Annotated in this window: 20 protein-coding genes; 13 read left to right on the top strand and 7 right to left on the bottom strand. The window is 73.0% G+C overall.

Annotation, left to right across the window (positions count from 1 at the left end; translation table 11 throughout):
• Window positions 1-19: 19 nt before the first annotated feature.
• Window positions 20-1018 carry a methylmalonyl Co-A mutase-associated GTPase MeaB gene (gene meaB / locus HCU73_RS02185; protein WP_168621755.1) on the bottom strand — a complete coding sequence of 333 codons (999 nt, stop codon included), beginning with the start codon at window positions 1016-1018 and terminating at the stop codon, window positions 20-22.
• Between the two features lie 210 nt (window positions 1019-1228).
• Here meaB and hrpB point away from each other — a divergent pair, with 210 nt between their 5' ends.
• Both hrpB and selD read left to right on the top strand, forming a co-directional pair.
• The gene (gene hrpB / locus HCU73_RS02180; RefSeq protein ID WP_168621754.1) at window positions 1229-3637 is read left to right on the top strand and encodes an ATP-dependent helicase HrpB; all 2409 of its coding nucleotides are present in this window, start codon (window positions 1229-1231) and stop codon (window positions 3635-3637) included.
• 65 nt (window positions 3638-3702) lie between these two features.
• Window positions 3703-5835, top strand: a complete 2133-nt coding sequence (gene selD, locus HCU73_RS02175; RefSeq protein ID WP_168621753.1) for a selenide, water dikinase SelD — start codon at window positions 3703-3705, stop codon at window positions 5833-5835.
• Here the strand turns inward: selD and HCU73_RS02170 are convergent.
• Window positions 5832-6263 (bottom strand): Lrp/AsnC family transcriptional regulator, encoded by a 432-nt coding sequence (locus tag HCU73_RS02170; protein ID WP_168621752.1) that lies wholly within the window; start codon window positions 6261-6263, stop codon window positions 5832-5834. The genes selD and HCU73_RS02170 overlap by 4 nt on opposite strands.
• A gap of 124 nt (window positions 6264-6387) precedes the next feature.
• On the opposite strand from HCU73_RS02170, the gene HCU73_RS02165 reads away from it, so the two are divergent.
• The 3 genes from HCU73_RS02165 to HCU73_RS02155 all read left to right on the top strand — a co-directional run bounded on the left by HCU73_RS02165 (window position 6388) and on the right by HCU73_RS02155 (window position 10965).
• A complete protein-coding gene (locus tag HCU73_RS02165) occupies window positions 6388-7536 on the top strand; it encodes a type III PLP-dependent enzyme (RefSeq protein ID WP_168621751.1) in 1149 nt (382 codons plus the stop codon).
• Between the two features lie 74 nt (window positions 7537-7610).
• Window positions 7611-9905, top strand: coding sequence for a xanthine dehydrogenase family protein molybdopterin-binding subunit (locus HCU73_RS02160; RefSeq protein WP_168621750.1), 2295 nt, complete (start codon window positions 7611-7613; stop codon window positions 9903-9905).
• Window positions 9892-10965 (top strand): DUF2235 domain-containing protein, encoded by a 1074-nt coding sequence (locus tag HCU73_RS02155; protein ID WP_168621749.1) that lies wholly within the window; start codon window positions 9892-9894, stop codon window positions 10963-10965. Before HCU73_RS02160 ends, HCU73_RS02155 begins: the two co-directional genes overlap by 14 nt.
• 124 nt (window positions 10966-11089) lie before the next feature.
• Here the strand turns inward: HCU73_RS02155 and truA are convergent, their stop codons facing one another.
• Window positions 11090-11857, bottom strand: a complete 768-nt coding sequence (truA, locus tag HCU73_RS02150; protein ID WP_168621748.1) for a tRNA pseudouridine(38-40) synthase TruA — start codon at window positions 11855-11857, stop codon at window positions 11090-11092.
• A gap of 123 nt (window positions 11858-11980) precedes the next feature.
• On the opposite strand from truA, the gene HCU73_RS02145 reads away from it, so the two are divergent.
• Genes HCU73_RS02145 through HCU73_RS02130 form a run of 4 tightly spaced genes read left to right on the top strand, consistent with a single transcriptional unit; the run spans window position 11981 to window position 17002 of the window.
• Window positions 11981-13396, top strand: a complete 1416-nt coding sequence (locus HCU73_RS02145; protein WP_168621747.1) for a YcjX family GTP-binding protein — start codon at window positions 11981-11983, stop codon at window positions 13394-13396.
• Window positions 13393-14394 carry a YcjF family protein gene (locus HCU73_RS02140; RefSeq protein ID WP_168621746.1) on the top strand — a complete coding sequence of 334 codons (1002 nt, stop codon included), beginning with the start codon at window positions 13393-13395 and terminating at the stop codon, window positions 14392-14394. Before HCU73_RS02145 ends, HCU73_RS02140 begins: the two co-directional genes overlap by 4 nt.
• A 5-nt stretch (window positions 14395-14399) precedes the next feature.
• On the top strand, window positions 14400-16016 hold the full coding sequence (locus HCU73_RS02135; protein WP_168621745.1) for an FAD-dependent oxidoreductase: 1617 nt from the start codon (window positions 14400-14402) through the stop codon (window positions 16014-16016).
• A 41-nt stretch (window positions 16017-16057) separates the two neighbouring features.
• Complete coding sequence (locus tag HCU73_RS02130; protein ID WP_168621744.1) at window positions 16058-17002, top strand: DMT family transporter; 945 nt, start codon at window positions 16058-16060, stop codon at window positions 17000-17002.
• Here HCU73_RS02130 and HCU73_RS02125 read toward each other — a convergent pair.
• Window positions 16953-18158: an FAD-dependent oxidoreductase gene (locus tag HCU73_RS02125; RefSeq protein ID WP_168621743.1), complete on the bottom strand. Its 1206-nt coding sequence runs from the start codon at window positions 18156-18158 to the stop codon at window positions 16953-16955. The genes HCU73_RS02130 and HCU73_RS02125 overlap by 50 nt on opposite strands.
• Window positions 18159-18388: 230 nt before the next feature.
• Between HCU73_RS02125 and ileS the strand changes: the two genes are divergently transcribed.
• Window positions 18389-21370, top strand: a complete 2982-nt coding sequence (ileS, locus tag HCU73_RS02120; RefSeq protein ID WP_168621742.1) for an isoleucine--tRNA ligase — start codon at window positions 18389-18391, stop codon at window positions 21368-21370.
• Here ileS and lhpI read toward each other — a convergent pair.
• Window positions 21367-23052 carry a cis-3-hydroxy-L-proline dehydratase gene (lhpI, locus tag HCU73_RS02115; RefSeq protein WP_168621741.1) on the bottom strand — a complete coding sequence of 562 codons (1686 nt, stop codon included), beginning with the start codon at window positions 23050-23052 and terminating at the stop codon, window positions 21367-21369. The two genes, ileS and lhpI, sit on opposite strands and share 4 nt — an antisense overlap.
• A gap of 145 nt (window positions 23053-23197) precedes the next feature.
• On the opposite strand from lhpI, the gene yghU reads away from it, so the two are divergent.
• The 3 genes from yghU to HCU73_RS02100 are packed head-to-tail and all read left to right on the top strand — an operon-like array spanning window position 23198 to window position 24743.
• The gene (gene yghU / locus HCU73_RS02110) at window positions 23198-24061 is read left to right on the top strand and encodes a glutathione-dependent disulfide-bond oxidoreductase (protein WP_168621740.1); all 864 of its coding nucleotides are present in this window, start codon (window positions 23198-23200) and stop codon (window positions 24059-24061) included.
• A 29-nt stretch (window positions 24062-24090) separates the two neighbouring features.
• Window positions 24091-24291 carry a DUF3253 domain-containing protein gene (locus tag HCU73_RS02105; protein WP_210730502.1) on the top strand — a complete coding sequence of 67 codons (201 nt, stop codon included), beginning with the start codon at window positions 24091-24093 and terminating at the stop codon, window positions 24289-24291.
• A complete protein-coding gene (locus HCU73_RS02100) occupies window positions 24288-24743 on the top strand; it encodes a methylated-DNA--[protein]-cysteine S-methyltransferase (protein WP_168621739.1) in 456 nt (151 codons plus the stop codon). Before HCU73_RS02105 ends, HCU73_RS02100 begins: the two co-directional genes overlap by 4 nt.
• A gap of 15 nt (window positions 24744-24758) precedes the next feature.
• Here HCU73_RS02100 and HCU73_RS02095 read toward each other — a convergent pair whose 3' ends face one another.
• Both HCU73_RS02095 and ygfZ read right to left on the bottom strand, forming a co-directional pair.
• Window positions 24759-25109, bottom strand: coding sequence for a hypothetical protein (locus HCU73_RS02095; protein WP_168621738.1), 351 nt, complete (start codon window positions 25107-25109; stop codon window positions 24759-24761).
• 181 nt (window positions 25110-25290) lie between these two features.
• Window positions 25291-26046 carry a CAF17-like 4Fe-4S cluster assembly/insertion protein YgfZ gene (gene ygfZ, locus HCU73_RS02090; protein ID WP_168621737.1) on the bottom strand — a complete coding sequence of 252 codons (756 nt, stop codon included), beginning with the start codon at window positions 26044-26046 and terminating at the stop codon, window positions 25291-25293.
• Between the last annotated feature and the right edge of the window lie 27 nt (window positions 26047-26073).

Below are 26073 nucleotides of genomic sequence, written 5' to 3'. Positions count from 1 at the left end.
TAAGGCCCGCGGCCCGAGGTCAGCCGCCCTGGCCGAGCCGGGCCAGCATCTCGGCCGCGGCGGCGTCGGGGGTGGTGCGGCCGGCGGCGACATCCTCGGCCAGCCCGGCCATGGCGGCCCGGATCGCGGGGTCGGTCCGCAGGCGCGCGAGGAGACCGGCGCGGACCTCTTCCTCGAACCAGTGGGCGGCCTGCTGGGCGCGGCGGCGGTCCCACCAGCCGCTGTCCTTGCGGGCGCGGGCAAGCGCCTGCATCTGGCCCCAGGCCTCGGGCAGCCCGTCGCCGGTGTAGGCCGAGACGGGCAGCGCCTTGGGAAAGCCCTCAGGGTCCTGCGGACGCTTGCGCAGGAGGCGCAGCGCGCCGGCGTAGTCGGCCACGGTGCGGGTGGCGGCGGGTTTCAGGTCGCCGTCGGCCTTGTTGACGAGGATGAGGTCGGCCATCTCCATGATGCCGCGCTTGACGCCCTGCAACTCGTCGCCGCCCGCGGGCGCGAGGAGGAGGACGAAGAGGTCGCACATCTCGGCCACCATGGTCTCGGACTGGCCGACGCCCACGGTCTCGATCAACACCACGTCGAAGCCTGCCGCCTCGCACAGCGCCACCGCCTCGCGGGTGCGCCGCGCGACGCCGCCGAGATGGGTGGCCGAGGGCGAGGGGCGGATGAAGGCGCGCGGCGCGCGGCTGAGGCGGTCCATCCGGGTCTTGTCGCCGAGGATGGACCCGCCGGAGCGGGCCGAGGACGGGTCGACGGCGAGAACGGCGACCGACAGGCCGGCCTCGACCAGCGCCATGCCGAAGGCCTCGATGAAGGTCGACTTGCCGACACCGGGGGTGCCCGAAAGGCCGATGCGCAGCGCCTGCCGACCATGGCCGCGGAGCGCCTCGATCAGTGCCGTCGCCTCGGCGCGGTGGTCGGGGCGGGTGCTTTCGACCAGCGTCACGGCCCGGGCGAGCGCACGGCGTTCGCCGGCGAGGATGCGGGGGGCGAGATCAGCCGCGAGGGGGCGGGCATCCGTCATGGAAGGGTCGTCTTTCCTGCCTGGCCTCGGGGGGCGCCCCCGTTTCTGCCCCGTGGGTGCGGGGCTGTCCAGCCTGTCCGCCCGAGGTCCGATGCCGCGGCCGCGCCGGCGGCTCCTCCGCCCTCCGGGCATCCTCGCCGCGGGGTTTCGAGTTGACGCAGGTCGCGGCGCCGTTTCTGGTCGGGCCGATCCGCAGCATGAGGCCAACCCGTGACCCTGCCCATCGACGAGATCCTGCCCGCCCTGGTCGCGGCGTTGGCCGCCGAAGGCCGCGCCGTCCTGCAGGCGCCGCCCGGGGCGGGCAAGACCACCGGGGCGCCCCCGGCCCTCCTGCCGCATATGGCGGGCCGCATCGTCATGCTGGAGCCGCGGCGGCTGGCGGCGCGGGCGGCGGCCGAGCGCATGGCCGAGGTGATGGGGGAACCTGTCGGGCAGACGGTCGGCTACCGCATCCGCGGCGAGAGCGCGGTGTCGGCGGGCACCCGCATCGAGGTGGTGACCGAGGGCATCCTGACGCGGATGCTGCAGGATCAGCCGGACCTGCCGGGGGTGGGGTGCGTGATCTTCGACGAGTTCCACGAGCGGTCGCTGAACGCGGACCTCGGCCTCGCGCTGACCTGGGAGGTGCGGCAGGCGCTGCGGCCGGATTTGCAGCTGGTGGTGATGTCGGCGACGCTGGACGCGGGGCCGGTGGCGGATCTTCTGGACGGTGCGCCGCTGCTGACGTCGGAGGGGCGGGCCTACCCGGTCGAGACGCGGCACCTGCCAGCGCCGGTACCGAGGGAGCGGCGGTTCGAGGAGGCGGTGGCGGACCTCGTGCTGCAGGCGCTGGCGGAGGCCGAGGGCGGGGCCCTCGTGTTCCTGCCCGGCGAAGGGGAGATCCGGCGGGTGGCGGCGCGGCTGCAGGAGCGGCTGCCCGAGGGGGTGGCGCTGCACACGCTCTACGGGGCGATGCCCTTTGCGGACCAACGGGCGGCGGTCAGGCCGGCGCGGGAGGGGCGCAAGCTGGTGCTGGCCACCGCGATCGCGGAGACCTCGCTGACCATCGAGGATGTGCGGATCGTGGTCGATGCGGGGCGGGCGCGGCGGGCGCGGTACGACCCCGGTTCGGGGATGTCGCGGCTGGTGACGGAGCCGGTCAGCCGGGCCGAGGCGGACCAGCGGCGGGGCCGCGCGGGGCGGGTCGCGCCGGGGGTCTGCTACCGGATGTGGACGAAGGGGGCGGAGGGGGCGCTGCCGGCCTTTCCGCCGCCCGAGATCGCGGCGGCGGACCTCGCGGGGCTGGCGCTGGAGCTGGCGGTCTGGGGCGGGGCGGAGGGGCTGGCCTTCCTCACGCCGCCGCCCGAGGGGGCGCTGGCCGAGGCGCGGGGGCTGCTGGCGGAGCTGGGGGCGCTCGATGATGCGGGGCGGGTCACGGCGCATGGGCGGGCGCTGGCGCGGCTGCCGCTGCATCCGCGGCTGGGGCACATGGTGCTCAGGGGCGGCGCGGGCTCGGCGCGCCTGGCGGCGCTTCTCGCCGAGCGCGATGCGCTGAGAGACCGGGGCGTGGACCTGATGCTGCGGCTGAGGGCGCTGGAGGATCCGGGCGGGATGGGCGCCGACCGGGGTGTGGTCGCCCGGGTGCGCGAGGAGGCGAAGCGGCTCAGGCGCCACGAGGCGGGGCCGGACCTGTCGCCCGGCGCGCAGGCGGCGCTGGCCTATCCTGACCGGGTGGGGCTCAGGCGGCCGGGGGAGGCGCCGCGCTATGTGCTCTCGGGGGGAAAGGGCGCGGTGATGCCCGAGGGCGACGCGCTGGCGGGGCAGCGGCTGATCGTGGCGACGGATCTGGACGGCGACCCGCGCGAGGCGCGCATCCGGCAGGCGGTGGCGATCACGGAAGGAGAGCTGCGGGCGCTTTACGGCGACCGGATCGGGTGGGAGGCGGCCTGCGGCTGGTCGCGGCGGCACAGGCGCGTGGAGGCGCGGCAGCAGGAGCGCTTCGGCGCGCTGGTGCTGGACGACCGGGCGTGGCGGGAGGCGCCGGCCGAGGCCGTGGCGGCGGCGCTCATGGAGGGGATCCGGGACCTGGGGCTGTCGGCCCTGAACTGGAGCCAGGCGGCACGCCTCCTGCGGGCGCGGATCGCGGTGGCGGGGGTGGCGGACGTGTCGGACGAGGGGTTGCTGGGCGCGCTGGAGGACTGGGCCGCGCCCTTCCTGACCACCGAGCGGACGGCGGCGGATCTCGGGCGCTTCGACCCGGCCGAGGCGATGCGGGCCTGGCTGGGGCACGCGCGGATGCAGGAGGTGGCGCGGCTGGCGCCCGCGACCTGGGAGAGCCCGCTGGGCAGGTCCATTCCCATCGACTATTCCGGCGAGGCGCCGGAGGTGGCGCTCAGGCTGCAGGAGGTGTTCGGGACCACGGTGCATCCGCGCGTCGGGCCGGAGCGGGTGCCGCTGCGCATGGTGCTGCTGTCGCCCGCCGGGCGGCCGGTTCAGGTGACGACGGATCTGCCGGGGTTCTGGGACGGCTCCTACGCCGATGTGCGCAAGGACATGCGGGCGCGGTATCCGAGGCACCCCTGGCCCGAGGACCCGCGGGCGGCCGATCCGACCTTGCGGGCGAAGCCGCGGGGGACGTAGGTCGGAGTTGGGGGCTCCGCCCCCAAGCCCCCGGGAGTATTTGGGAAGCAAAGATGGGGATGGGCATGCTGGGCGCGACCGTGCCGCTGGTGAAGGAGCTGGTGCTCGTGGGGGGCGGGCACACCCATGCGCTGGTGCTCAGGCGCTGGGGGATGCGGCCGGTGCCGGGGGTGCGGCTGACGCTGGTGAACCCGGGGCCGACGGCGCCCTACACGGGGATGCTGCCGGGGCACGTGGCGGGGCATTACGCGCGGGAGGAGCTCGACATCGACCTGGTGCGGCTGGCGCGCTTCGCCGGCGCGCGGCTGGTGCTGGGGGCGGTGGAGCTGATCGACCCGGTGGCGCGGAAGGTGCTGGTGCCGGGGCGGGCGCCGATGGGCTATGACCTGTTGTCGGTGGATATCGGGATCACGTCCGACATGGCCGGCCTGCCGGGCTTTGCCGAGCACGGGATCGCGGCGAAACCGCTGGGGCGGTTCGCCGATGCCTGGGCGGCGTATTGCACGGGCGAGGGTCCGGCGCGGATCGCGGTGATCGGCGGCGGGGTCGCGGGGGTGGAGCTGGCGCTGGCCTGCGCGGAGCGGATGAACGGCCTCGGGAGGGCCGCCGAGATCGCGGTGATCGACCGGGGCGCGGTGCTGGGCGGCTGGCCCGGGCGGGCGCAGCTGATCCGGGCGCTGGACGCCTACGGGATCGCGCGGATCGAGGGGGCGGCGCCGGTGGAGGTGACGGCCACGGCCGTGCGGCTGGCGGATGGGCGCGAGGTGGCGTCGGACTTCACCATCGGGGCGGCCGGCGCGGTGCCGCACGGGTGGCTGGGCGACTGCGGGATGGAGATGCGGGACGGGTTCCTGGTGGTCGACGACCAGCTGCGGTCGGTCAGCCACCCGGACATCTACGGGGCGGGGGATTGCGTGCACCTGGCGGCCTCGCCGCGGCCCAAGGCGGGGGTGTTCGCGGTGCGGGCGGCGCCGGTGTTGGCCTGGAACCTGCGCGCCGACCTGACCGGGGCGCAGCGGCGGCGGTTCCGCCCGCAGCGGGATTTCCTGAAGCTGGTGTCGCTGGGCGGCAAGGATGCGCTGGCGGAAAAGGCGGGCTGGACCTGGGACGGGCCGGCGATGTGGCGCTGGAAGGACCGGATCGACCAGCGCTTCATGGAGAAGTTCCGCAGCTACCCCGCGATGCCGTCGCCTGCGGCGCCGAAGGGCGCGGCCGCGGGCGTGGCGCAGGAGATGGCGGGGCCCGCGCCCTGCGGCGGTTGCGGCGCGAAGCTGGGGGCCGGCGCGCTAACCGGCATCCTCGGCGGCAGGCCGGGCGACGACGCGGCGGTGCTGGAGGTGGGGGATGCGCGGCAGGTGATCTCGACCGACCATATCCGCGCCTTTGCGGAGGATCCGGTGCTGGTGGCGCGCGCCGCGGCGATCCACGCGATGGGGGACATCTGGGCGATGGGCGCGCGGCCGCAGGCGGCGCTTGCCACCGTCATCCTGCCGCGGATGCGGGCGGGGCTGCAGGGGGCCTGGCTCGACGAGGTGATGGCGGCGGCGCGGGACGTGTTCGCCGCCGAGGGGGTGGAGGTCGTGGGCGGCCATTCGTCCATGGGCACCGAGCTGACGCTGGGCTTTACCGTGACGGGATTGCTGGAGCGGGAGGCGATCACGCTGGCCGGCGCGCGGCCCGGCGACGCGCTGGTCCTGGGCCGGGGGATCGGGACGGGCGTGGTGCTGGCCGGCGAGATGCGGATGCTGGCACAAGGCGCCGAGGTGGCGGCGACCTGGGCGCAGGTGACGACGCCGCAGGAGGCCGCGGCGGCGATCCTGTCGGCATCGGCGCGGGCGATGACGGACGTGACGGGCTTCGGCCTCGCCGGCCACCTCGGCAACATCTGCGCGGCCTCGGGCGTGGGGGCGGAGGTGGACCTGACCGCCCTGCCCCTCCTGCCCGGTGCGCTCAGGCTGTCGGGGGCCGGGGTGCGCTCGACCCTCTGGCCGCAGAACCGGGCGGCGCTGGCGGCCCGGGTGGAGGTGCCCGACACGCCGCTCGGCGCGCTGGTGTTCGACCCGCAGACGGCAGGCGGGTTCCTCGCCGCGGTGCCCGACGCGGAGGCGGCGGGGCTGGTCGAGGCGCTCAGGGCGGCAGGGTTCGACGCGGCGCGGATCGGGACGGTGACGGAGGGGCCCGCGATCCGCTTCGCCTAGAGCGCGCGGTCGAGCTTGGTCGACAGATGGATCAGGCTTTCCGACGAGCGCACCCCGTCGATCTCGCCGATGCGGTCGAGCACGGCGTCGAGCGCCGTGGTGGTCGGCGCGCCGACCTCCAAGAGCAGGTCGACCCGCCCCGAGATGGTGTGCACGCGCTCCACCTCGGGGATCGCCTTCAGCCGCGACAGGATGCCGGCCTGGCTGCGCGGTTCGATCGACACCAGCACGCTGGCGCGGATGCGGCCCGCCCGCAGCGCCTCACCCAGCCTGAGCGTGTAACCCGCGATCACGCCCGAGCTTTCCAGCCGTTCCAGCCGCGCCTGGCAGGTGGAGCGCGCGACCTTGAGCTTGCGCGCCATCACCGCGACGGACATCCGCGCGTCACCCGCCAGCAGGCGCAGCATGTCCCGGTCGAGATCGTCCATCCTGTCTCTCCGCCGCGGCATTTCGTCGATCTGACCGCGTTTTCCGTCAATCCGCGCAGAATGACCAGAGAAATCAACGCGGGCGCCCGGCATGATTCAGGGAAAAGCAGGCGAGGACAGGCAGATGACCCTTTCGCGGCCCTTCCACCAGACCCCGGGCGACTACCTGGCGGCCGAGGCGCCGGACGAGCCGGTACTGTTCCTGTCGCCCGAGGTGCTGCAGGCGACCGCGCACAGGTTCCTCGACGGCTTTCCCGGCCTCGTGACCTACGCGGTCAAGGCGAACCCGGCCGAGGCGGTGCTGGAGAACCTGATCGCCGCGGGGATCACCGGCTTCGACGTGGCCTCGCCATCCGAGATCGCGCTGGTCCGCACGCTCGCGCCCCGTGCGGCGCTGCACTACAACAACCCGGTGCGCTCGCGGGCCGAGGTGGCGACGGCCGTCGGGCAGGACGTCGCGTCGTGCAGCGTGGACTGCGCGGGGGAGCTGGCCAAGCTGGCCGAGGGCGGGTTCCCGCGCGGCCGCGAGGTGGCGGTGCGGTTCAAGCTGCCGGTCGCCGGCGGCGCCTATGATTTCGGCGAGAAGTTCGGCGCATCGCCGAAGGACGCCGCCGATCTGCTGGCGCAGGTGGTGCGGATGGGCTACCGGCCGGCGCTGACCTTCCACCCCGGCACGCAATGCACCGACCCCGAGGCCTGGGCCGTCTACATCCACCGCGCGCGCGACATCGCCTGGGCGGCGGGCGTGACGCTGGAGCGGCTGAACGTCGGCGGCGGGTTCCCGGCGCGGCGGATGCGCGGCGCGACACCGCAGCTGGAGGCGATCTTCGAGGCCATCGCGCGGGCCACCCGCGCGGCCTTTGGCGGCGACGCCCCGGCGCTGGTCTGCGAACCGGGCCGGGCGATGGTGGCCGAGGCGGTCAGCCTTGCGGTGCGCGTCAAGGCGATCCGGCCCGACGGCAGCGTGTTCCTGAACGACGGCATCTACGGCGCGCTGGCCGAGCAGCCGGTGATGGGCATGACCGACCGGCTCCGCGTGCTGGGGCCCGACGGCGCGCCGCGGCAGGGGGCGGCCACGGCGCGGCGGCTCTGGGGGCCGACCTGCGACAGCCTCGACCGGATCCCGGGCGAGGTGGCGCTTCCCGCCGACCTGGCCGAGGGGGATTACCTGCTGGTCGACGGGATGGGCGCCTATTCGACGGCCATCGTGACCCGGTTCAACGGCTACGGCGGGCTGCGTCTTGCCACGGTGCGCGTGCTCGGGGCGGCTTAGCGGCACTGGACACTGCGGCCCGCGTGCCTAGTGTCCGGGGCACGCCGGGACGACCACAGGAGAAAGGGCACGCGATGAGCAAGTTCGGAACCAGCCAGCCGATCACCCGCCTCGAGGACAGCCGCTTCCTGACGGGCAAGGGCCGCTACGTCGACGACATCGCGCCCGCCGGCGCGCTGCACGGCTTTGTCCTGCGCAGCCCCGTGGCCCATGGCGACATCAGCGCGCTGGACGTGTCGGACGCGCGCGCCGCGCCCGGGGTGCACCTGGTGCTGACGGCGGCCGACCTCGCCGCCGCCGGGCTGAAGAACGCGATGCGCTTTGCCGTGGTGCGGAACCGCGACGGCTCGCGCGCCGCGGCACCCCCCCGCCCGATCCTTGCCGAGGGGCGTGTCCGCTTCGTCGGCGACCCGCTCGCCTTCATCGTCGCCGACACCCCGGCCGCGGCCCGGGACGCGGCGGAACTGATCGTGCTCGAGATCGACGACCGCCCCGCCAAGCTCGACCTCGCGCCGGGCGGCGAGACGCTCCACCCCGAGGCGCCCGACAACATCGCCTACGACTTCGCCATGGGCGACGAGGCCGCGACCGAAGCGGCGCTGGCCGGTGCGGCCCATGTCATCCGCCACACCAGCCACGACAACCGCGTGATCGTGAACAGCATGGAGCCCCGCGGCTGCTATGCCGAGGTCGAGGGCGACCGGCTGCACCTCGCCTTCAACGGGCAGGGCGTCTGGGGCACCAAGGGCGACCTCGTCAGCTGGTTCGGCCTCAGCCCAGAGCAGGTGCGCGTGACCAACCCCGACGTCGGCGGCGGCTTCGGCATGAAGGGGATGGGCTACCCCGAGCATTTCCTCGTGTCCCACGCCGCCCGCGTCCTGCAACGGCCCGTGCGCTGGATGTCTGAGCGGACCGAGGCGATGCTGTCCGACAATGCCGGCCGCGACCTGGTCGTGACCACGACGCTGGGCTTCGACGCCGACCTCAAGCTGGTGGCCTTCCACACCGACAGCATCGCCAACCTCGGCGCCTACGTCTCGCAGTTCGCCCAGAACATCCAGTCGTCGCTCTACTCCAAGGTTCTGACCGGCACCTACGACGTGCAGACCTACCATTTCCGCAACCGCGGCGTCTTCACCAACACCACGCAGGTCGACGCCTACCGCGGCGCAGGCCGGCCCGAGGCGATCTATGCCCTGGAACGCGCGATGGATTTCGCCGCGCGCGAGCTGGGGGTGGACCCGCTGGACCTGCGCCGGCGCAATTTCATCCCCAGCGCCGCCTTCCCTTACCGGAGCGCCACCGGCGAGCTCTACGACGTCGGCGATTTCCACCGGGTGCTGGCCCGCGCCGAGGCCGAGGCCGACCTGTCCGGCTTCCCCGCCCGCCGGGCCGCGTCGGAGGCGCGCGGGCAGCTCCGCGGCGTCGGGATCTGCTACTACATCGAGTCGATCCTCGGCGACCCCGAGGAGACGGCGACGATCGAGATCACTACGACCGGCGCAAGGGTCTACGTCGGCACCCAGTCCAACGGCCAGGGCCACGAGACGGTCTATGCCCAGCTCCTGCACGACCAGACCGGCCTGCCGCTGGACAGCATCGAGATCGTGCAGGGCGACAGCGACCTGATCGCCAAGGGCGGCGGCACCGGCGGCTCGCGCTCGGTCACGGTGCAGGGCATGGCGATGCGGGCCACGGCCGACACGCTGATCGCCGGGCTGACCGGGTTCCTCGCCGCCGACATGGACCGCGAGATCGCCTTCGACGCCGGCGAGGGCGTGTTCCGCGCGCCGGGCTCCAACGTGGTGGTCACGCTGCTCGAGGCCGCCGCCCGCGCCCGCGCCGCCGGCCGCGCCGAGCTGGCGAAGGTCACCGAGACCCGCAAGCTTCCCGGCCGCTCCTACCCCAACGGCTGCCACGTCGCCGAGATCGAGATCGACCGCGAGACCGGCGCCACCCGCGTCGACCGCTACACGGTGGTCGACGATTTCGGCAACCTGATGAACCCGCTGCTGGCCGAGGGGCAGGTGCACGGCGGCGTCGCGCAGGGCATCGGGCAGGCCCTGACGGAACACGTGGTCTACGACGACACCGGGCAGCTCCTGACCGCGACCTTCATGGATTACGGGATGCCGCGGGCCGACGACACGCCCTTCATCGCCTTCCACACCGAACCCGTGCCCTCCACCGCCAACCCCCTCGGGATGAAGGGCTGCGGCGAAGCGGGCACCGTGGGCGCGCTGGCCGCCGTGGCCAACGCGGTGCAGGACGCGCTCTGGCCGCTCGGGCTGCGGCGGGTCGACATGCCCTTCACGCCCTCCCGCGTCTGGGCCTGGTTGCGAGAGGCGGAGGCGATTGCCGCGGAGTAGGTCCCTCCGCGCCTGGCTCTCAGGCTACCGCTCGGCGCCGCCCCGGCTGCCGGAGACCCGCCCGCCCCATACCCACGTGGTGCTGCTCGACGGCACCATGTCGACGCTGCGCCGCGGCCACGAAACCAACATCGGCCTCACCTACCGCCTGCTGCAGGAACTGCCCGACAGCGCCCGGGTGACGCTCTACTACGAACCCGGCATCCAGTGGCGCGGCTGGAAGCGCTCGGTCGAGGTGCTCGCGGGGGTGGGCATCAACCGCCAGATCAAGCGCGCCTACCTGTTCCTCGCCCGCAACTACCGGCCCGGCGACCGGATCATGCTGATGGGCTATTCCCGCGGCGCCTACGCGGTGCGCTCTCTTGCGGGGCTGATCGACCGCATGGGGCTCCTGCGCCCGGCCCAGATCGACCCCGACACGCTCGACCGGGTCTACGCCCTCTACCGCGAAGGCCGGCACGACGCGCCCGAGGCCCGCGCGCTCCGTCTCGCCCGCTGCCACGCCGATGTGCCGATCCGCTTTCTCGGCGTTTACGACACGGTCCGCGCCCTCGGCCTGCGCTGGCCCGGCCTCTGGCGCCTCGTGCCGATGCCGCACCAGTTCCACTCCCACGCGCTGGGCCCCGCGACCCAGATCGCCCGCCACGCGCTGGCGCTGGACGAACGCCGCGACGCCTATGCCCCGGTGCTCTGGGAAACGACGCCCGGACAGGCCGACGGCGGCGCGGTGCAGCAGGTCTGGTTCCGCGGCAGCCACGGCGACGTGGGCGGCCAGATCGACGGCCTCCGCGCCACGCGCCCCCTGTCCAACATCCCGCTGGTCTGGATGCTCTCCGAGGCCGAGGCGGCGGGCCTGCCCCTGCCCGTCCACTGGCGGCACCGCTTCCTCACCGACGCGGGCGCCCCCGCCATCGGCATGAATCGCGGCATGGGCAAGCTGTTCTTCCTCCGCCACACCCGGCCCGTGGGCCTCGACCCGTCCGAACGCCTCCACCCCACGGCGCGCGCCGCGGCCGCCGCCCGCGGCCTGCGCCTGCCGCTGCCCGCCGCCCCCGCCTGAGCGCGCCACCCCCTTCATCTTTCCCCAAATACGCCCTTCGGGGGCAACGCCGGCCACCCGGCACGCCGCCGATCGAACGCCCGTCCCCGCGACGAGGGGCCGGCAGGCCCCGAGGAGCGGCGCGTCAGCCGAACACCGGCTCGGGGTAACCCACGCCCGTCAGGCACAGCCCGTCCGGCGGCGCCACCGGCCCGCAGGCCGCCCGGTCGGCGGCCCTGAGCGCGGCACCGACATCCCCGGGCGCCCAGGCCCCCGCCCCCACCCGCTCCAGCGTGCCCACGATCGACCGCACCTGGCTGTGCAGGAAGGACCGCGCCCGCAGGTGGAACCGGATCTCGCGGCCGTTCGCCCGCGCGACCTCCTCCACCGTCACCTCGTCCAGCGTCTTCACCGGGCTCGCCGCCTGGCACATCGCCGCCCGGAAGGTCGTGAAATCATGCCGGCCCACCAGCTGCGCCGCCCCCGCCTGCATCGCATCGACGTCCAGGTCGCCCTTCACCAGCCAGGCCTGACCCCGGTCGTGCACCAGCGGCGCCCGGCGGCAGATCACCCGGTAGGTATAGCGCCGCTCCACCGCCGAGAACCGCGCATGCCAGTCGTCGGCCACCCGCGCACAGCCCACCACCGCCACCGGCTCGGGCTTCAGGTGCCAGTTCAGCGCCTCGGACAGGCGGAACGGGTCCCAATCGCGGGCCATGTCGGCCTGCGCCACCTGCCCCGTCGCGTGCACCCCCGCATCCGTCCGCCCCGCCGCCGCGATCGACGGCACGTCCGGCTCCAGCCGCGCCAGCGCCGCCTCGACCGCGCCCTGCACGCTCGGCAGGCCGGACTGGCGCTGCCACCCGGCAAAGGGCGCGCCGTCGTATTCGAGGAGGAGGGCATAGCGGGGCATGGCCCGCGACATAGGCGCAAAGCCCCCGCCCCGCCAAGGGGGAAAGCCCGGCGCCTCTGCCCCCTCGCAATGGGCGGCCGCGATGCTTAGTCTCTGGCACGACAGCGAGAGGGAACCGCGGCATTGGTCATCGGAACGATTGCGGACACGGTCGGCCGCGGCATCGAAGGCGTCACCCAAGGGGTCTCGGGCCTGTTCTTCGAGCCCGTGATCAGGCTCGGCGTCACCGGCCTCAGCCGGGCGGGCAAGACCGTCTTCATCACCTCGCTGGTGGCGAACCTCCTCGACCGCGGCCGGATGCCGGGGCTCGAGGCCGCGCGCTCGGGGCGGATCGAGGCGGCCTTCCTCCAGCCCCAGCCCGACGACACCGTCCCCCGCTTCGACTTCGAAAGCCACCTCGCGGCCCTCACCGGCCCCACCCCCCGCTGGCCCGAGTCGACCCGCGCGGTGTCGGAACTGCGCCTGTCGCTGCGGGTGCGGCCCAAGGGGCTGCTCTCCGGGCTGCAGGGCCCGCGCACGGTGCATCTCGACATCGTGGACTACCCGGGCGAATGGCTCCTCGACCTCGCGCTGCTGGAGCAGTCCTACGCCGACTGGTCCCGCGACGCGCTGGCCCGCGCCAAGACCCGGCCCGAGGCGGCGGGCTGGCGCGCGGCGCTCTCCGCCGCCGACCCCACCGCGAAACTGGACGAACCCGCCGCGACCGCGCTGGCCCGCGCCTGGACCGGATACCTCGCGGCCGCCCGCGCGGCGGGCTATTCCGACTGCACGCCGGGCCGCTTCCTCCTGCCCGGCGACCTCGACGGCTCCCCCGCCCTGACCTTCGCGCCGCTGCCGCCTGGCGACACCCCCCGCGGGTCGCTCGCCCGCGAATTCGCGCGCCGCTACGAGGCCTACAAGGCGCAGGTCGTCAAACCCTTCTTCCGCGCCCATTTCGCCCGGATCGACCGGCAGGTGGTGCTGGTCGACGCGCTGGGCGCGATCCACGCCGGACCCCGCGCGCTCGAGGACCTGCGGCAGGCGCTGGCGGGCATCCTCGGCGCGTTCCGGCCGGGGCGGAATGCGTTCCTGTCGGCGCTCCTCGGCCAGAAACGGGTCGACCGCATCCTCTTCGCCGCGACCAAGGCCGACCACCTGCACCACCACCAGCACGACCGGCTGGCGCAGGTGATGGGGGCGCTGGTGGCCGACGCCCGCCGCCGCGCCGATTTCGCCGGCGCCGAGACGCAGGCCATGGCCATCGCCGCGCTGCGGGCCACGGTCGAGGAAACCCGCACCGTGCAGGGCCGCGAGGTCGACCTCGTGCGCGGCACGCTGCTCGACACCGGCAAGCCCGCGGCGCTGCACCCGGGCGACCTGCCCGCCGACCCCGCCGTGCTGCTGTCGCCCGCCCGCGACGGGGCGGACCGCTGGCTCGACGGGGAGTTCGGCGTGATGCGCTTCGCCCCCGCGCCCCTGTCGCTCAGGCCCGGCGACGGGCCGCCCCACATCCGCCTCGACCGCGCGGCCGAGTTCCTGCTGGGAGACAAGCTCAGATGACCGACCGCAAGGGCCCCGTGCTGATCGAGCTGGACGAGGCACCCGCCGCCGCGCCGCAGGATGCGCCACCGGTCCCCGACCTCGGGCCGCTGCCGCCCGAGGGGCGGGCGATGCAGGTCATCGCCACGCTGGGCGCCCGGCGGCCGAGCCGTCTGGCGCGGCTGTTCTGGGCGGCGACGGGCGCTCTCGTCGGCCTGGTGGCGTCGCTCGCGGCGTGGAACTTCGTCACCGGCCTTCTCGCCGCGAACCCGGCGCTGGGCTGGGTGGCGGCGGGGCTGGTGGGGCTGGTGCTGGCCACGCTCCTCCTGATCGCGCTGCGCGAGCTGGCGGCCTTTTCCCGCCTCGGGCGGCTCGACGCGCTGCACCGCGAGGCCGAGGCGGCGCTGGCCGGGGGCGACCTCGCCGCCGCGCGCCGGGTCGTCGGGCGGCTCGACGCGCTCTACCGCGGGCGGGCGGAGCTAGCGCTGGGACGCGCGGAACTTGCGAAGCGGCAGGCCGAGGTGTTCGACGCCGACGCCCTGCTGGCGCTGGCCGAGGCCGAGCTCCTCGCCCCCCTCGACGCCGCCGCCCGCGCCGAGGTCGAGGCCGCCGCCCGGCAGGTCGCCACCGTCACCGCGCTGGTGCCGCTGGCCATGGCCGACGTCATCGGCGCGCTGACCGCCAACATCCGCATGATCCGCCGCATCGCCGAGATCTACGGCGGCCGCTCCGGCGCGCTGGGCGCCTGGCGGCTGACGCGGGCGGTGCTGACGCATCTGGTCGCCACCGGCGCGGTCGCCATCGGCGACGACCTGATCGGCTCGGTCGCGGGCGGGTCGGTCCTGTCCAAGGTCAGCCGCCGCTTCGGCGAAGGCGTGGTCAACGGCGCGCTGACCGCCCGGGTGGGCGTCGCCGCGATGGAGGTGTGCCGCCCCCTGCCCTTCGGCGCGGGGCGCAAACCCGGTGTCACCGCGCTGGTCCGCCGCGCGCTGACGGGGCTGTTTGGACAAAAGGAGTAACGATCATGGAAAGTCTCGCCGCCGACCTCCGCACCATGGTGCGCACGCCGCTCCACGACGACCACGTCGCCGCCATGCGCGAGGCGGGCACCGAGGAAACCATCGCCGCGGGCGAGACGCTGTTCCGCGCGGGCGACCGGATGGACCGGTTCTGCTACGTGGTCGAAGGCGAGCTCGAAGCCGTCGATGCCCGCACCGGCGCGCGATACGGCGCGGCGACGCTGGGTCCGTCGCAGTTCTTCGGCGACATCGGCTTCCTGTCGGGCGGGCGGCTCCTGACCGGCGCGCGGGCGGTGCGGGAGACCCGCCTGATCTGCGTGCCGCGGGACGCGATGCTGGAGCTGATGGCGCGGATGCCCGAGATGTCGGACATCGTCATCACCGTGCTGGCCGCCCGCCGCCGCCGCATGATCGAAAGCGGCGAGGCGAGCCTGACGCTCATCGGCGCCGAGAGCGACCGCCGCATCCGCGAGATCGCCAGTTTCGCGGGCCGCAACCGCATCCCCGTGCGGTCGCTCACGCTGGAGGAGCACGAGGCCGAGGTGCTGGCCGACCAATGCCCGCTCGGCCGGGCGCAGCCCGCCGTGATCTTCGGGCGCGACGAGGTGATCCCCGACCCGACGCCCCGGCGGGTGGCGGCGCGGCTGGGCCTCGACCTCGCCTTCGACGCGGACGAGCTGCACGACGTGCTGATCGTGGGGGGCGGCCCCGCGGGCGTGGCGGCGGCGGTCTATGCCGGGTCCGAGGGGCTGTCGGCGCTGGTGCTGGAGGACCTCGCCATCGGCGGGCAGGCCGGCACCTCGAGCCGGATCGAGAACTACATGGGCTTTCCGACCGGCATCTCGGGCGCCGACCTGTGCTGGCGCGGCGAGGTGCAGGCGATGAAGTTCGGCACCCGCTTCGCCATGCCGCGCCGGGCCGCCGCGCTGGCGCGCAACGAGGACGGCAGCTTCCGCGTCACGCTGGAGGACGGGGCCGAGACCTGCGCGCGGTCGATCGTGGTGGCCACCGGCGTGCAGTACCGCCGCCTGCCGGTCGACCGGCTGGACCATTTCGAGGGGGCGGGCGTCTCCTACGCCGCGACGGACGTGGAGGCGCGCTATTGCCGCGATACCGAGGTCGTGGTGATCGGCGGCGGCAACTCGGCCGGGCAGGCGGCGATGTTCCTCGCCCGCACGGCGCGGCACGTCCACATCCTCGTCCGCGGCAGTTCGCTCGCCGCCTCGATGTCGAGCTACCTGTCGGGCCGGATCGCGGCACACCCGCGGATCACGGTGCATTACGGCGCGGCGATGGTGGCGCTGCACGGGGACGACCATCTGGAGGCCATCACGATCCGGGATGCGGACGGCGAGCGGCGGCAGGACACGCGGGCCGTCTTCGTCATGGTCGGGGCGGCGCCCAACACCGGCTGGCTGTCGGGGCACGTGGCGCTGGACGACAACGGCTTCGTCCTGACCGGCGACGCGGCCGGGGCGGGCTCGGCCTATGCCACCTCCTGCCCGGGCATCTACGCGGTGGGCGACGTGCGGGCCGGGTCGGTCAAGCGGGTGGCGAGCGCGGTGGGCGAGGGCTCGGTCGTGATCTCGGCGGTCTGGGGCTACCTGAACGGCGAGGGCTGAGGGGCCGTGACATTGCCGGTTGCGCGGGGCAGAACGGGCCCATGACCCACGCCCACGCCGACCGGCCGCTTCTCGGCATCCTGCTGATGCTGGGCTTCTGCCTCATGATCCCGTTCTCGGACGCGCTCGCCAAGATCCTGGGCGACGACTTTCCGCTGCTGCAGCTGATCCTCGTGCGTTTCCTCGCGCAGGCGGGGCTGCTCTTGCCGGTCGCGCTCCTGATGCGGGCGACGATCTTTCCGTCGGGCCGCGTGGTGCGGCTGGCCGCGATCCGCACGGCTCTGCAGATCTGCGGCATCGGGATGATGTTCTCGGCGCTGCGGTTCCTGCCGCTGGCCGACGCGGTCGCCATCGCCTTCGTGATGCCCTTCATCATGCTGATCCTCGGCCACTACGTGCTGAAGGAGGAGGTCGGGCCGCGCCGCATGGCCGCCTGCGCGGTGGGCTTCGTCGGGACGATGATGGTGGTGCAGCCAAGCTTTGCCGCCGTGGGCTGGCCCGCGCTGCTGCCCTTGGGCGTGGCGGTAATCTTCGCCTTCTTCATGCTGGTGACGCGGCAGGTGGCCAAGGACATCGACCCCGTCGCGCTGCAGGGCCTTGGCGGGCTGATCGGGCTGCCGATCCTCGCGCCGCTGCTCCTTTTGCCGGGGATCGGGGGCACGCCGCCCCTGACGGGCTGGATCGCGCCGCCCGACGCGGGGGCGCTGTGGCTCCTGATCGCGCTGGGGGTCACGGGGTCGCTCGGGCACCTGCTGATGACATGGTCGCTGCGGTTCGCGCCGGCCTCGACGCTGGCGCCGATGCAGTACCTGGAAATCCCGGCGGCGGCGCTGGTGGGGTTGATGCTGTTCGCCGAGTTCCCCAACGGCCTTGCCCTTGCCGGCATCGGGGTGACGATCGCGGCGGGGCTCTACATCGTCGTGCGGGAACGCAGCGTCAGCCGGGCGGCAGCGCGGGTGGGAACCCCCGCACCGCCCGCGGGCTGAGCGCGGGCATCGGCGGCAGGAGGTCGCCGCAGACAAGCCTCGTCAGGATCGCCGGCACCGGCCCGAGCCGCGACAGGGGCGCCAGCACGCGGTCGCGCAGCACCGGCAGCACGGCGCTGTCCGACTGGTACTGCGGGGTGAAGGCGGCGCTCATCGCCTGGTAGGCGGCGACATGCCAGCGCCGGGCCCCGGCGTAGAGGCGCAGCGCCTCCTCGCCATGGGCCTGCCTGAGCGCGCGGGCCAGCGCCAGCGCATCCAGCAGCGCCATGTTCGCCCCCTGCCCCAGCTGCGGGCTGGCGCGGTGGGCGGCGTCGCCGATATGGGCGATCCCGTCACCCCAGGGCGCGCGGAGCGACCCGTGGCTGTAGCGGGCGAAGGTGAAATCCGACTTGCCGAGGCGGTCGTGCAGGAAGGGCGCCATCGCGGGCCAGAGGGCCAGCGCATCGGCGCGCCAGTCGGCAAAGCTGCCCTCGGCCCATGCCGGGTGGTCCTCGACCCGCATCGAGTAGAACACCGCGGCCAGCCGCCGGTCGGGCCGGTCGGGGCGCGCGCCCACGGGCAGGACGCCCAGCATCCGGTCGGCGCGGCGGTAGCGCTGGCTCAGGCGGTCGGCCGGCAGATCGGTGGCCTCGGGCCAGGGCACCGTCGCCCAGATCGCGCCATAGGGCAGCGGGCGGGCCCGCAGCGGCGACAGGACGGACCCCGCGCCGGCGGCGTCCACGATCAGGTTGCAGCGCCCCGAGCGGCCGCCGCCCGCGAACAGGAGCCGGGGGCCGTCGCGCCCCGTGACCGCGTGGCCCGGCACCAGCTCGGCCCCCGCCGCAAGGGCCGCGTCGAGCAGAAGCTGGAACAGCGCCGCGCGGTGGATGCCGAGGCCCTGCCGCGCGGGCGTCGCGCCATAGGCGACCGACAGCACGATGCGCCCCTCGGCGGTGTCGCCGTGCAGCGCGGCGAGCGGCGCGCCCAGCGCACGGGCCGCCTGCCCCGCGCCCACCGCGTCCAGCACCTCGAGGCCCACGGGCTGGATCACCAGCCCCGATCCCACCGGCTGCGGCGCGGTGAAGCGGTCGTAGACGCGCACGCGGTGCCCGTCCTGCGCGAGCAGCGCCGCCGCCGCCAGCCCGCCGATCCCCGCCCCTGCGATTCCGATCTCCATGAGCCATAGCCTAGCCCGCCCCCCGCGCCCTCCCATGCGGCACGTCGCCCGCGCCCTTTACGCGGGCGCGGCGTGGGCCTATACCGGCGCCCATGACGACGCCCTTCGCGATCATCATTCGAATTAGCCGCCCGGCGCTCTGACCCCTGAGCCGCCGGGACAAGGTGCTTGAGCTATCGCACCGCCGCTTCTATTCCCCCTGTCGATCCGATTGATGAGGAGCGCCCGAGATGTGCGCCGAGACCACCGACGTGGACTACAAGGACACGCTGAACCTTCCCAAGACCGACTTCCCGATGCGCGCGGGTCTGCCCCAGCGCGAGCCCGGCTGGCTGGCCCGCTGGCAGGAGATCGGCGTCTACGACCGCCTGCGGGAAAAGCCGGGCCGCCCGGCCTTTACCCTGCATGACGGCCCCCCCTACGCGAACGGGAACCTGCACATCGGCCACGCGCTGAACAAGATCCTCAAGGACATGGTGGTGCGCAGCCAGCAGATGATGGGCAAGGACGCCCGCTACATCCCCGGCTGGGACTGCCACGGCCTGCCGATCGAGTGGAAGATCGAGGAACAGTACCGCGCCCGCGGGCAAAACAAGGACGAGGTGGATGTCGTCGCCTTCCGGCAGGAATGCCGGCGCTTTGCCGAGGGCTGGATCGACGTCCAGCGCGAGGAGTTCAAGCGGCTGGGCATCACGGGGACGTGGGACCGGCCCTACCTGACGATGGATTTCCACGCCGAGCGGGTGATCGCCGAGGAATTCATGGTCTTCCTCATGAACGGGTCGCTCTACCAGGGGTCCAAGCCCGTGATGTGGTCGCCGGTGGAAAAGACCGCGCTGGCCGAGGCGGAGGTGGAGTATCACGACCGCCAGACCGACGCGGTGTGGGTGCCGTTCGAGGTTGTCGGACGCCGAGACCAACAAGGTTTCCGTGCGGTCGGTGAGCAAGTCCCGCTGGTGCCGGTCGAGCAAGCTACGCCAGTCGATCCGCATTGGCCTTCCCTTCAAGGGCTTAAGGTCGTCATCTGGACCACCACCCCCTGGACCCTGCCGCAGAACCGCGCGATCTGCTTCGGGCCTGACATCGCCTATGGCCTCTACGAGATCACCGGCCGCCCCGAGGAATGCTGGGCGCGGATCGGCGACCGCTACCTGATCGCCGACAAGCTGGCCGCCGAGGCCCTTGGCGCGATGCGGCTGGAGCCGTCGATGTATCGCCGCCTGCGCGACGTCGCGCCCGAGGAGCTGGCCGCGCTCACCTGCGCCCACCCGCTGCGCGGCGCCGAGGGGGCGAACGGCGAGTGGGACTACGACGTCCCCCTCTTCCCCGGCGAGCACGTCACCGACGACGCCGGCACCGGCTTCGTGCACACCGCGCCCAGCCACGGCGACGACGACTTCGAGATCGGGCGCAAGCACGGGCTGGAGATGACCTGGAACATCCTCGACGATTCCAGCTTCCGCCCCGACATCCCCTTCTTCGCGGGCCAGCGGATCATCCAGGAGAACGGCAAGCCCGGCGGCGCCAACAAGGCGGTGATCGACAAGCTGGTCGAGGTCGGCAAGCTCTTGGCCCGCAAGCGCATCACCATCAGCGACGCGCACAGCTGGCGGTCGAAGGCCCCCGTCATCCGCCTGAACCGCCCGCAGTGGTTCGCGGCCATCGACAAGGCGCTCGACGACGGCAAGGGCCAGTACGGCGACACGATCCGCGACCGGGCGCTCACCTCCATCGACAAGCTGGTGGAGTGGACGCCCAGGACCGGGCGCAACCGGCTCTATTCCATGATCGAGGCGCGCCCCGACTGGGTGCTGTCGCGCCAGCGCGCCTGGGGCGTGCCGCTGACCTGCTTCGTCAAGAAGGGCGCGCAGCCGTCGGACCCCGACTACCTGCTGCGCGACCCGGCCGTGAACGCCCGCATCCTCGAGGCCTTCGAGCAGGAGGGCGCGGACGCCTGGTACAAGCCCGGCGCCAAGGCGCGCTTCCTCGGCAACGACCATGACGCCGACGCCTACGAGCAGGTGTTCGACATCCTCGACGTGTGGTTCGACAGCGGGTCGACCCACGCCTTCGTCCTGCGCGACAGGCCGGACGGGTCCGAGGACGGCATCGCCGACCTGTACCTCGAGGGCACCGACCAGCACCGGGGATGGTTCCATTCCTCGATGCTGCAGGCTTGCGGCACCATCGGGCGCGCGCCCTACCGGGGCGTCCTGACCCACGGCTTCACGCTGGACGAGAAGGGCATGAAGATGTCCAAGTCCATCGGAAACACCGTGGCCCCGCAGGAGGTGATCGACCAGTACGGCGCCGACATCCTGCGGCTCTGGGTGGCGCAGTCGGACTACACCGTCGACCTGCGGATCGGGCCGGAGATCCTCAAGGGCGTGGCCGACAGCTACCGCCGCCTGCGCAACACCATGCGGTTCCTGCTGGGGTCGCTGGGCGACGTGACGGCGGCGGACCGGGTTGACCCGGCAGAGATGCCGGAGCTGGAGCGCTGGGTGCTGCACCGGCTGTCGGAGCTGGACGAGGTCGTGCGCAAAGGCTACGCCGCCTACGACTTCCAGGGCGTGTTCCAGGCGCTGTTCAACTTCGCCACCACGGACCTGTCGGCCTTCTACTTCGACATCCGCAAGGACGCGCTCTACTGCGACGGCGACACGCCCCGGCGGCGGGCGGCGCGGACGGTTCTGGAACTGCTGTTCGAGCGGCTGACGACCTGGCTCGCGCCCGTCCTGGTGTTCACCATGGAAGAGGTCTGGCTGGAGCGGCACCCCGGCGATGCGTCGAGCGTGCATCTGCAGGACTTCCCCGAGACGCCGGCCGCGTGGCGGGATGAAGCGCTCGCTACGAAATGGGCCGAGATCCGCCGCGTCCGCCGCGTGGTCACCGCCGCGCTGGAGGTGCAGCGCCGGGACAAGGTGATCGGCGCAAGTCTGGAGGCCGCGCCGCTGGTGCAGATCGCCGACACCGCGCTCGCTGCCACGGTGAAGGCCGTCGACATGGCCGACCTCTGCATCACCTCGTCGCTGACGGTGATGGCGGGCGAGCCGCAGGACGACGCCTTCCGCCTCGACGATCCCGGCATCGGCGTGGTGTTCCACGCGGCGGACGGCGAGAAATGCGCCCGCTGCTGGAAGATCCTGCCCGACGTGGGCCACCACGCGCACGCGGGCGTCTGCGGCCGCTGCGACGAGGCCCTGGGCTAAGCCAACCAGGCGGGCGGCGCGGGATCCGCGCGGCCCGTCACCGCCGCCTCGGCGCAGGTGGCGATGGACCCGAACCGCACCGCCCGGGCGCTGAGGCCGGGGGCGTAGTGGGCGTATTTCCCCGAATTCGTCATCAGGGTGCGGGCCCCGGGCGGGAACACCGGCTCGGTGATCGAACACCAGCAGAGGTCGGGGATGACCTGCACGCCCGCGGCCTCCAGCCGGCCCAGCAACCCCTCGGCCCGTGCCCCCTCCAGCACGTCGCGCCCCACCGTCAGGATCGCGGCGACACCCGGCGCGCTGGCCCGGCCGCCCAGCGCCGCATCGAAGGCGCGCAGCTCGGACAGGGCGGCATGGGGGCTGCCGATGGCGACGAGGTCCACCGTCGCGGGGCCCTGGTTGAACTCCGCCCAGGCGGCGGCGATCTCCGCCCGCCCGATCCGCAGGACCGGCGCATCCGCACGCGGCGGCACATCCCCCTCGGCCGTCACGCCCGCCACATGCAACAGCGCCGAGGCCGAGGTGGTGCCGAAGGCCGCACACATCGCGCGCAGGTCGTCGGGGCCGGGCTTCAGCCCCTGAAGGCCCCGCAGCAGCGGCACCCGGTCAGGCGCCAGCCGCCCCGCGAGCCACCCCAGAAGCGGCCAGAGCGCGTCATCCGCCCCCAGCGGCGCCTCGACCTCGATCACCACCTCGGCCACGCGGTTGGCGTCCAGATAGACGCCCGTTTCCGGCGCCCGCCCCGTCATCGCGATGAACAGGTCGAGGTAATCGGGGTGCTTGGCCGTCCGCGCGCCCAGCACCGAATTGGCGTAGATCACCGCATTCGATTCCGACCAGCCGATCACCTCGCCGCGCGCGGGCACCGACACGCCCTGGTAGGGCGCGCAGGTGAAGGTGGGGGCGACGCCCATCCGCACATAGGCGTCGGCCAGGCGGCTCGCCTTGTCGCCGAAGACGGGCGGCACGCCCTGCGCGCGCCAGCCCTGCCGGTCGACCGAGATGGCGTTGATCGTGGTGGGGATCGCCACCCGCGCGCCCATTTCGGCCATCGCCTCGGCAAAGATCAGGTTGGCGTCATGGGCCAGGATGCAGCCGTCGATATGGCCCCGCGTCACGTCGATCAACCGCGCGGCCCCCTGCGCGGCAGCCATGGTGCCCAACACCTCCTGCGCCAGTTGCACGGCGCGCCCCGAGGCACCCGCCAGCCGCGCCCGGTCGCCCTCATCGAGCGCCAGGTCGCCCGGCGAGACAGGCGCCAGCGGCAGGTCGAGCGCCCCGGCCCGCAGGCGCCCCCCGGCGATGGTGGCGGCGGGCTCGCGCGCCAGCGCCGCGTAACTCGCCGCCGACAGGCGCAGCACCGCGAGCGGCCGGTCGAACATCCGCGCCGCGATCAGCGCGCCGAGCGTCAGCACCTCCTCCGCCTCGTGGAACACCAGCGCGGCGGGCGCGCGGCCGGACAGCGCCAGCTGCAACAGCACCCCGCTGCCCGAGCACGACCCCCGGCTGGTCGGCATCAGCACCACGCGGCCCGCGAGGTCCTGGCCATGGGCGGGATGATGGGCGTCGATCACCCGGCCCGTGCCGGGGTCGACCCCGCCCCAGAAACTCAAGCCCTCGGCACAGACCACGACGTCGCCCGCCGCGTCGCTGGCCAGGATGATCCGGTCGGTGTCCTGCATGTCGCCCCTCGTGCCCCGCGGCCGCACCCGGGCGCAGGCTGGCCTTCGCAGGGGCACTGTGCAAGCCCGCAGGATTGGAAATCGGCTTGTCACCGTTATTTTCGCAAGGGACAACGACCGCACAGGACAAAGGACCGAGACCGCGATGACCGAGACCTACACCCCCCCCAAGGTCTGGACCTGGGACAAGGAGAACGGTGGCAAATGGGCCGGCCTGAACCGCCCGATCTCCGGGCCGACCCATGACAAGGCGCTGCCGGTGGGCCGCCACCCGTTCCAGCTCTATTCCATGGGCACGCCGAACGGGGTCAAGGTGACCGTGATGTTCGAGGAGCTGCTGGCGGCCGGCCATGCCGCCGAATACGACGCCTGGCTCATCCGCATCGGCAACGGCGACCAGTTCGGCTCGGGCTTCGTCGAGGTGAACCCCAACTCCAAGATCCCTGCGCTGGTGGACCGCAGCGGGCCGGAGCCCGTGCGCGTGTTCGAGTCGGGCGCGATCCTCCTGCACCTGGCCGAGACGTTCGGCGCCTTCCTCGGCGCGCCCAAGGACCGGCCCGAGCTCCTGTCCTGGCTGATGTGGCAGATGGGCAGCGCCCCCTATCTCGGCGGCGGCTTCGGGCATTTCTACGCCTACGCGCCCTACCCGATGGAATACCCGATCAACCGCTTCGCCATGGAGGCCAAGCGGCAGATGGACGTGCTGAACAAGCACCTCGAGGGGCGGGAGTGGATGGTGGGCGACAGCCTCACCATTGCCGACATCGCCATCTGCCCCTGGTACGGGCGGCTGGCGCTGGGCGAGGCCTATGACGCGGGCGAGTTCCTGTCGGTGCACGAATACGAGAACGTGGTGGCCTGGGCGAAACGCTTCTACGCCCGGCCCGCGGTGCAGCGCGGCAAGATGGTGAACCGCACCTTCGGGCCGCTGTCCGAGCAGCTGTGGGAACGCCACGACGCGTCGGATTTCGAGACCCGGACGCAGGACAAGCTGCAGGCGGCGGAGTGATCCCGGACGAGGCCATCGCGGATGCGCTGATGGACCTCGCCCATCGCCGGGGGGTTGGGCGGAGCTTCTGCCCCTCGGAGGCCGCCCGCGCCCTGTCCGCGGACTGGCGGCCCCTGATGCCCGAGGTGCGGCGCGTGGCGGCGGGGCTGCCGCTGGTGGCGACGCAGAAGGGCGCGGCCGTGGACCCGGTGACGGCGCGCGGCCCGATCCGGCTGGGGCTGACCCCGTGAGCCGGGCGGCGCTGGACACGGCGCTCGGCCCGGTCTGGGTCGAGGCGCGGGACGGCGCGGTGGTGGCAAGCGGCTGGGGCGAGGCGGACCGCGCGCCGGCGGACCCGCTGCTGGTCGAGGCGCTGGCGCAGCTGGCCGCCTATTTCGCCGACACGCGGCAGGGCTTCGACTTGCCGCTGGCGCATGGGCGGGGCGGGTTGCAGGGGCAGGTGCTGGACGCGTTGGGCGCCATCCCGTTGGGAGAGACGCGCACCTACGGCGATCTGTCGAAGGCCCTCGGCGCCCCGGCGCAGGCCATCGGGCAGGCCTGCGGGGCGAACCCGCTGCCGATCCTGATCCCCTGTCACCGGGTGCTGTCGGCCACCGGCCTCGGCGGGTTCAGCGCCCCCGGCGGCGTGGAGGCGAAGGTCTGGCTGCTGCGCCACGAAGGGGCTGCGGGGCTTCTGATCTGAGGGACCTAGAAACCACTACATGCAATCAAATGTTGGTTGCTCAAAGCCGGTGATGGTGAATGAACCGGATTGGTTAGGGGCAGCATAAAGAGTGTAAACACAGTTCTGCTGGCCCAGATAACCCCCGGTTGTCTGTGCTGTCGCGAAATTACCGTAACCGGTCACAGTCGTGGTCATCGGCGCGATAATCGGGGTTGAGGTGGCCCACTGGAAGGCCGTCCGTCCATCTGGGAGATCGAACTGTGCAACTGGCGGACCATAGCGAACCATAACCGCGGTAACGTCCTGGCCGACGAAGCCGCGCATCACGTCTGTGGCGCAGCCTGCAAGAGCGAAAAACACGAAGAGAGGAATCAACCGCATCATCGGGGGATTTTCTCCATTGAGGTTTGGACTTGACGGACGTGCCAGTGGGTGATGCCGACAGCATCCAAGTTTCGACGGATTACATGCTTCCCGGACATTCGCACCCAGCGACAATACTTAACCAGACCTATGAAGGAAGAAAGGAGGGAAATCAAACTAATCTAAAGACTTAGGCACACCCTCACGCGGGTTCCCACGTCACTTTCGCATCCCCGGCCCGCATCTCGCCGCCCGCGCGGTCGAACCGCAGGTAGGCGATCCCCCGCCCGCCTGCCTGTGTATACAGCACCCCCACCTCGCGGTCCCCGGCCAGGATCGGCGTGCCCACGGGCGCCGCGCCCTCCACACCCACCGTCACCAGCCCCTTCCTGAGCTCGGTCTTGTGCTTCATCCGCGCCGTCACCTCCTGCCCGACGTAGCAGCCCTTGCGATGGTCGACGCCGGCCAGCCGGTCGAACCCGGCCTCGAGGATGTAGCTGTCGTCCTGCACCAGCTCGATCCCCGTCTCCGGCACGCAGGCTGCCACCCGGATCGCGTCCCACTCGATGACCGGATCGCCCCCCTCCATCCCGTAGCCGCGCCAGCCGAGCGACGGGTCGCGCGGGTCGGCAAAGGCCCCCTCGGGCGCCTCCCCCAGACCCCGGACCACCGACAGCCCGCTGTCCTCGATCGTCACGTCGGCGCGCAGCCGGTACATCGCCAGCCGCTGCGCCAGCCGCGCCGCGACATCGGCCTTCACGTCCACGAGGATGTCCTCGCCCCGGTTCAGCAGGAAGAAGTCGAACAGGTATTTCCCCTGCGGTGTCAGCAGCGCGGAATAGACCAGACCCGTGCCCGGCGCGCCCACGTCGCGGGTGACAAGGCCGTGCAGGAACTTCACCCGGTCGGCCCCGCCGATCCGCAGCACCGCCCGATCGCTCGCCCGTTCCCCAACCATCATCACCTCCGCTGAATTCGCATCCCA

The organism is Roseicyclus persicicus (genome assembly GCF_012395815.1).
GTDB lineage: Bacteria > Pseudomonadota > Alphaproteobacteria > Rhodobacterales > Rhodobacteraceae > Roseicyclus > Roseicyclus persicicus.
The sequence above is the reverse complement of the archived record's forward strand: the minus strand, read 5'-3'. Positions and strand labels throughout refer to the sequence as shown.

Coding starts and splice junctions, on each gene's coding strand:
- ygfZ (WP_168621737.1), bottom strand. CDS start 26,046: ATGGTTGGGGAACGGGCGAGCGATCGGGCGGTGCTGCGGATCGGCGGG.
- truA (WP_168621748.1), bottom strand. CDS start 11,857: ATGCCCCGCTATGCCCTCCTCCTCGAATACGACGGCGCGCCCTTTGCC.
- HCU73_RS02170 (WP_168621752.1), bottom strand. CDS start 6,263: ATGGACGATCTCGACCGGGACATGCTGCGCCTGCTGGCGGGTGACGCG.
- ileS (WP_168621742.1), top strand. CDS start 18,389: ATGTGCGCCGAGACCACCGACGTGGACTACAAGGACACGCTGAACCTT.
- HCU73_RS02105 (WP_210730502.1), top strand. CDS start 24,091: ATGGACCTCGCCCATCGCCGGGGGGTTGGGCGGAGCTTCTGCCCCTCG.
- HCU73_RS02160 (WP_168621750.1), top strand. CDS start 7,611: ATGAGCAAGTTCGGAACCAGCCAGCCGATCACCCGCCTCGAGGACAGC.
- selD (WP_168621753.1), top strand. CDS start 3,703: ATGCTGGGCGCGACCGTGCCGCTGGTGAAGGAGCTGGTGCTCGTGGGG.
- HCU73_RS02125 (WP_168621743.1), bottom strand. CDS start 18,158: ATGGAGATCGGAATCGCAGGGGCGGGGATCGGCGGGCTGGCGGCGGCG.
- HCU73_RS02135 (WP_168621745.1), top strand. CDS start 14,400: ATGGAAAGTCTCGCCGCCGACCTCCGCACCATGGTGCGCACGCCGCTC.
- HCU73_RS02165 (WP_168621751.1), top strand. CDS start 6,388: ATGACCCTTTCGCGGCCCTTCCACCAGACCCCGGGCGACTACCTGGCG.
- HCU73_RS02095 (WP_168621738.1), bottom strand. CDS start 25,109: ATGATGCGGTTGATTCCTCTCTTCGTGTTTTTCGCTCTTGCAGGCTGC.
- yghU (WP_168621740.1), top strand. CDS start 23,198: ATGACCGAGACCTACACCCCCCCCAAGGTCTGGACCTGGGACAAGGAG.
- HCU73_RS02130 (WP_168621744.1), top strand. CDS start 16,058: ATGACCCACGCCCACGCCGACCGGCCGCTTCTCGGCATCCTGCTGATG.
- lhpI (WP_168621741.1), bottom strand. CDS start 23,052: ATGCAGGACACCGACCGGATCATCCTGGCCAGCGACGCGGCGGGCGAC.
- meaB (WP_168621755.1), bottom strand. CDS start 1,018: ATGACGGATGCCCGCCCCCTCGCGGCTGATCTCGCCCCCCGCATCCTC.
- HCU73_RS02140 (WP_168621746.1), top strand. CDS start 13,393: ATGACCGACCGCAAGGGCCCCGTGCTGATCGAGCTGGACGAGGCACCC.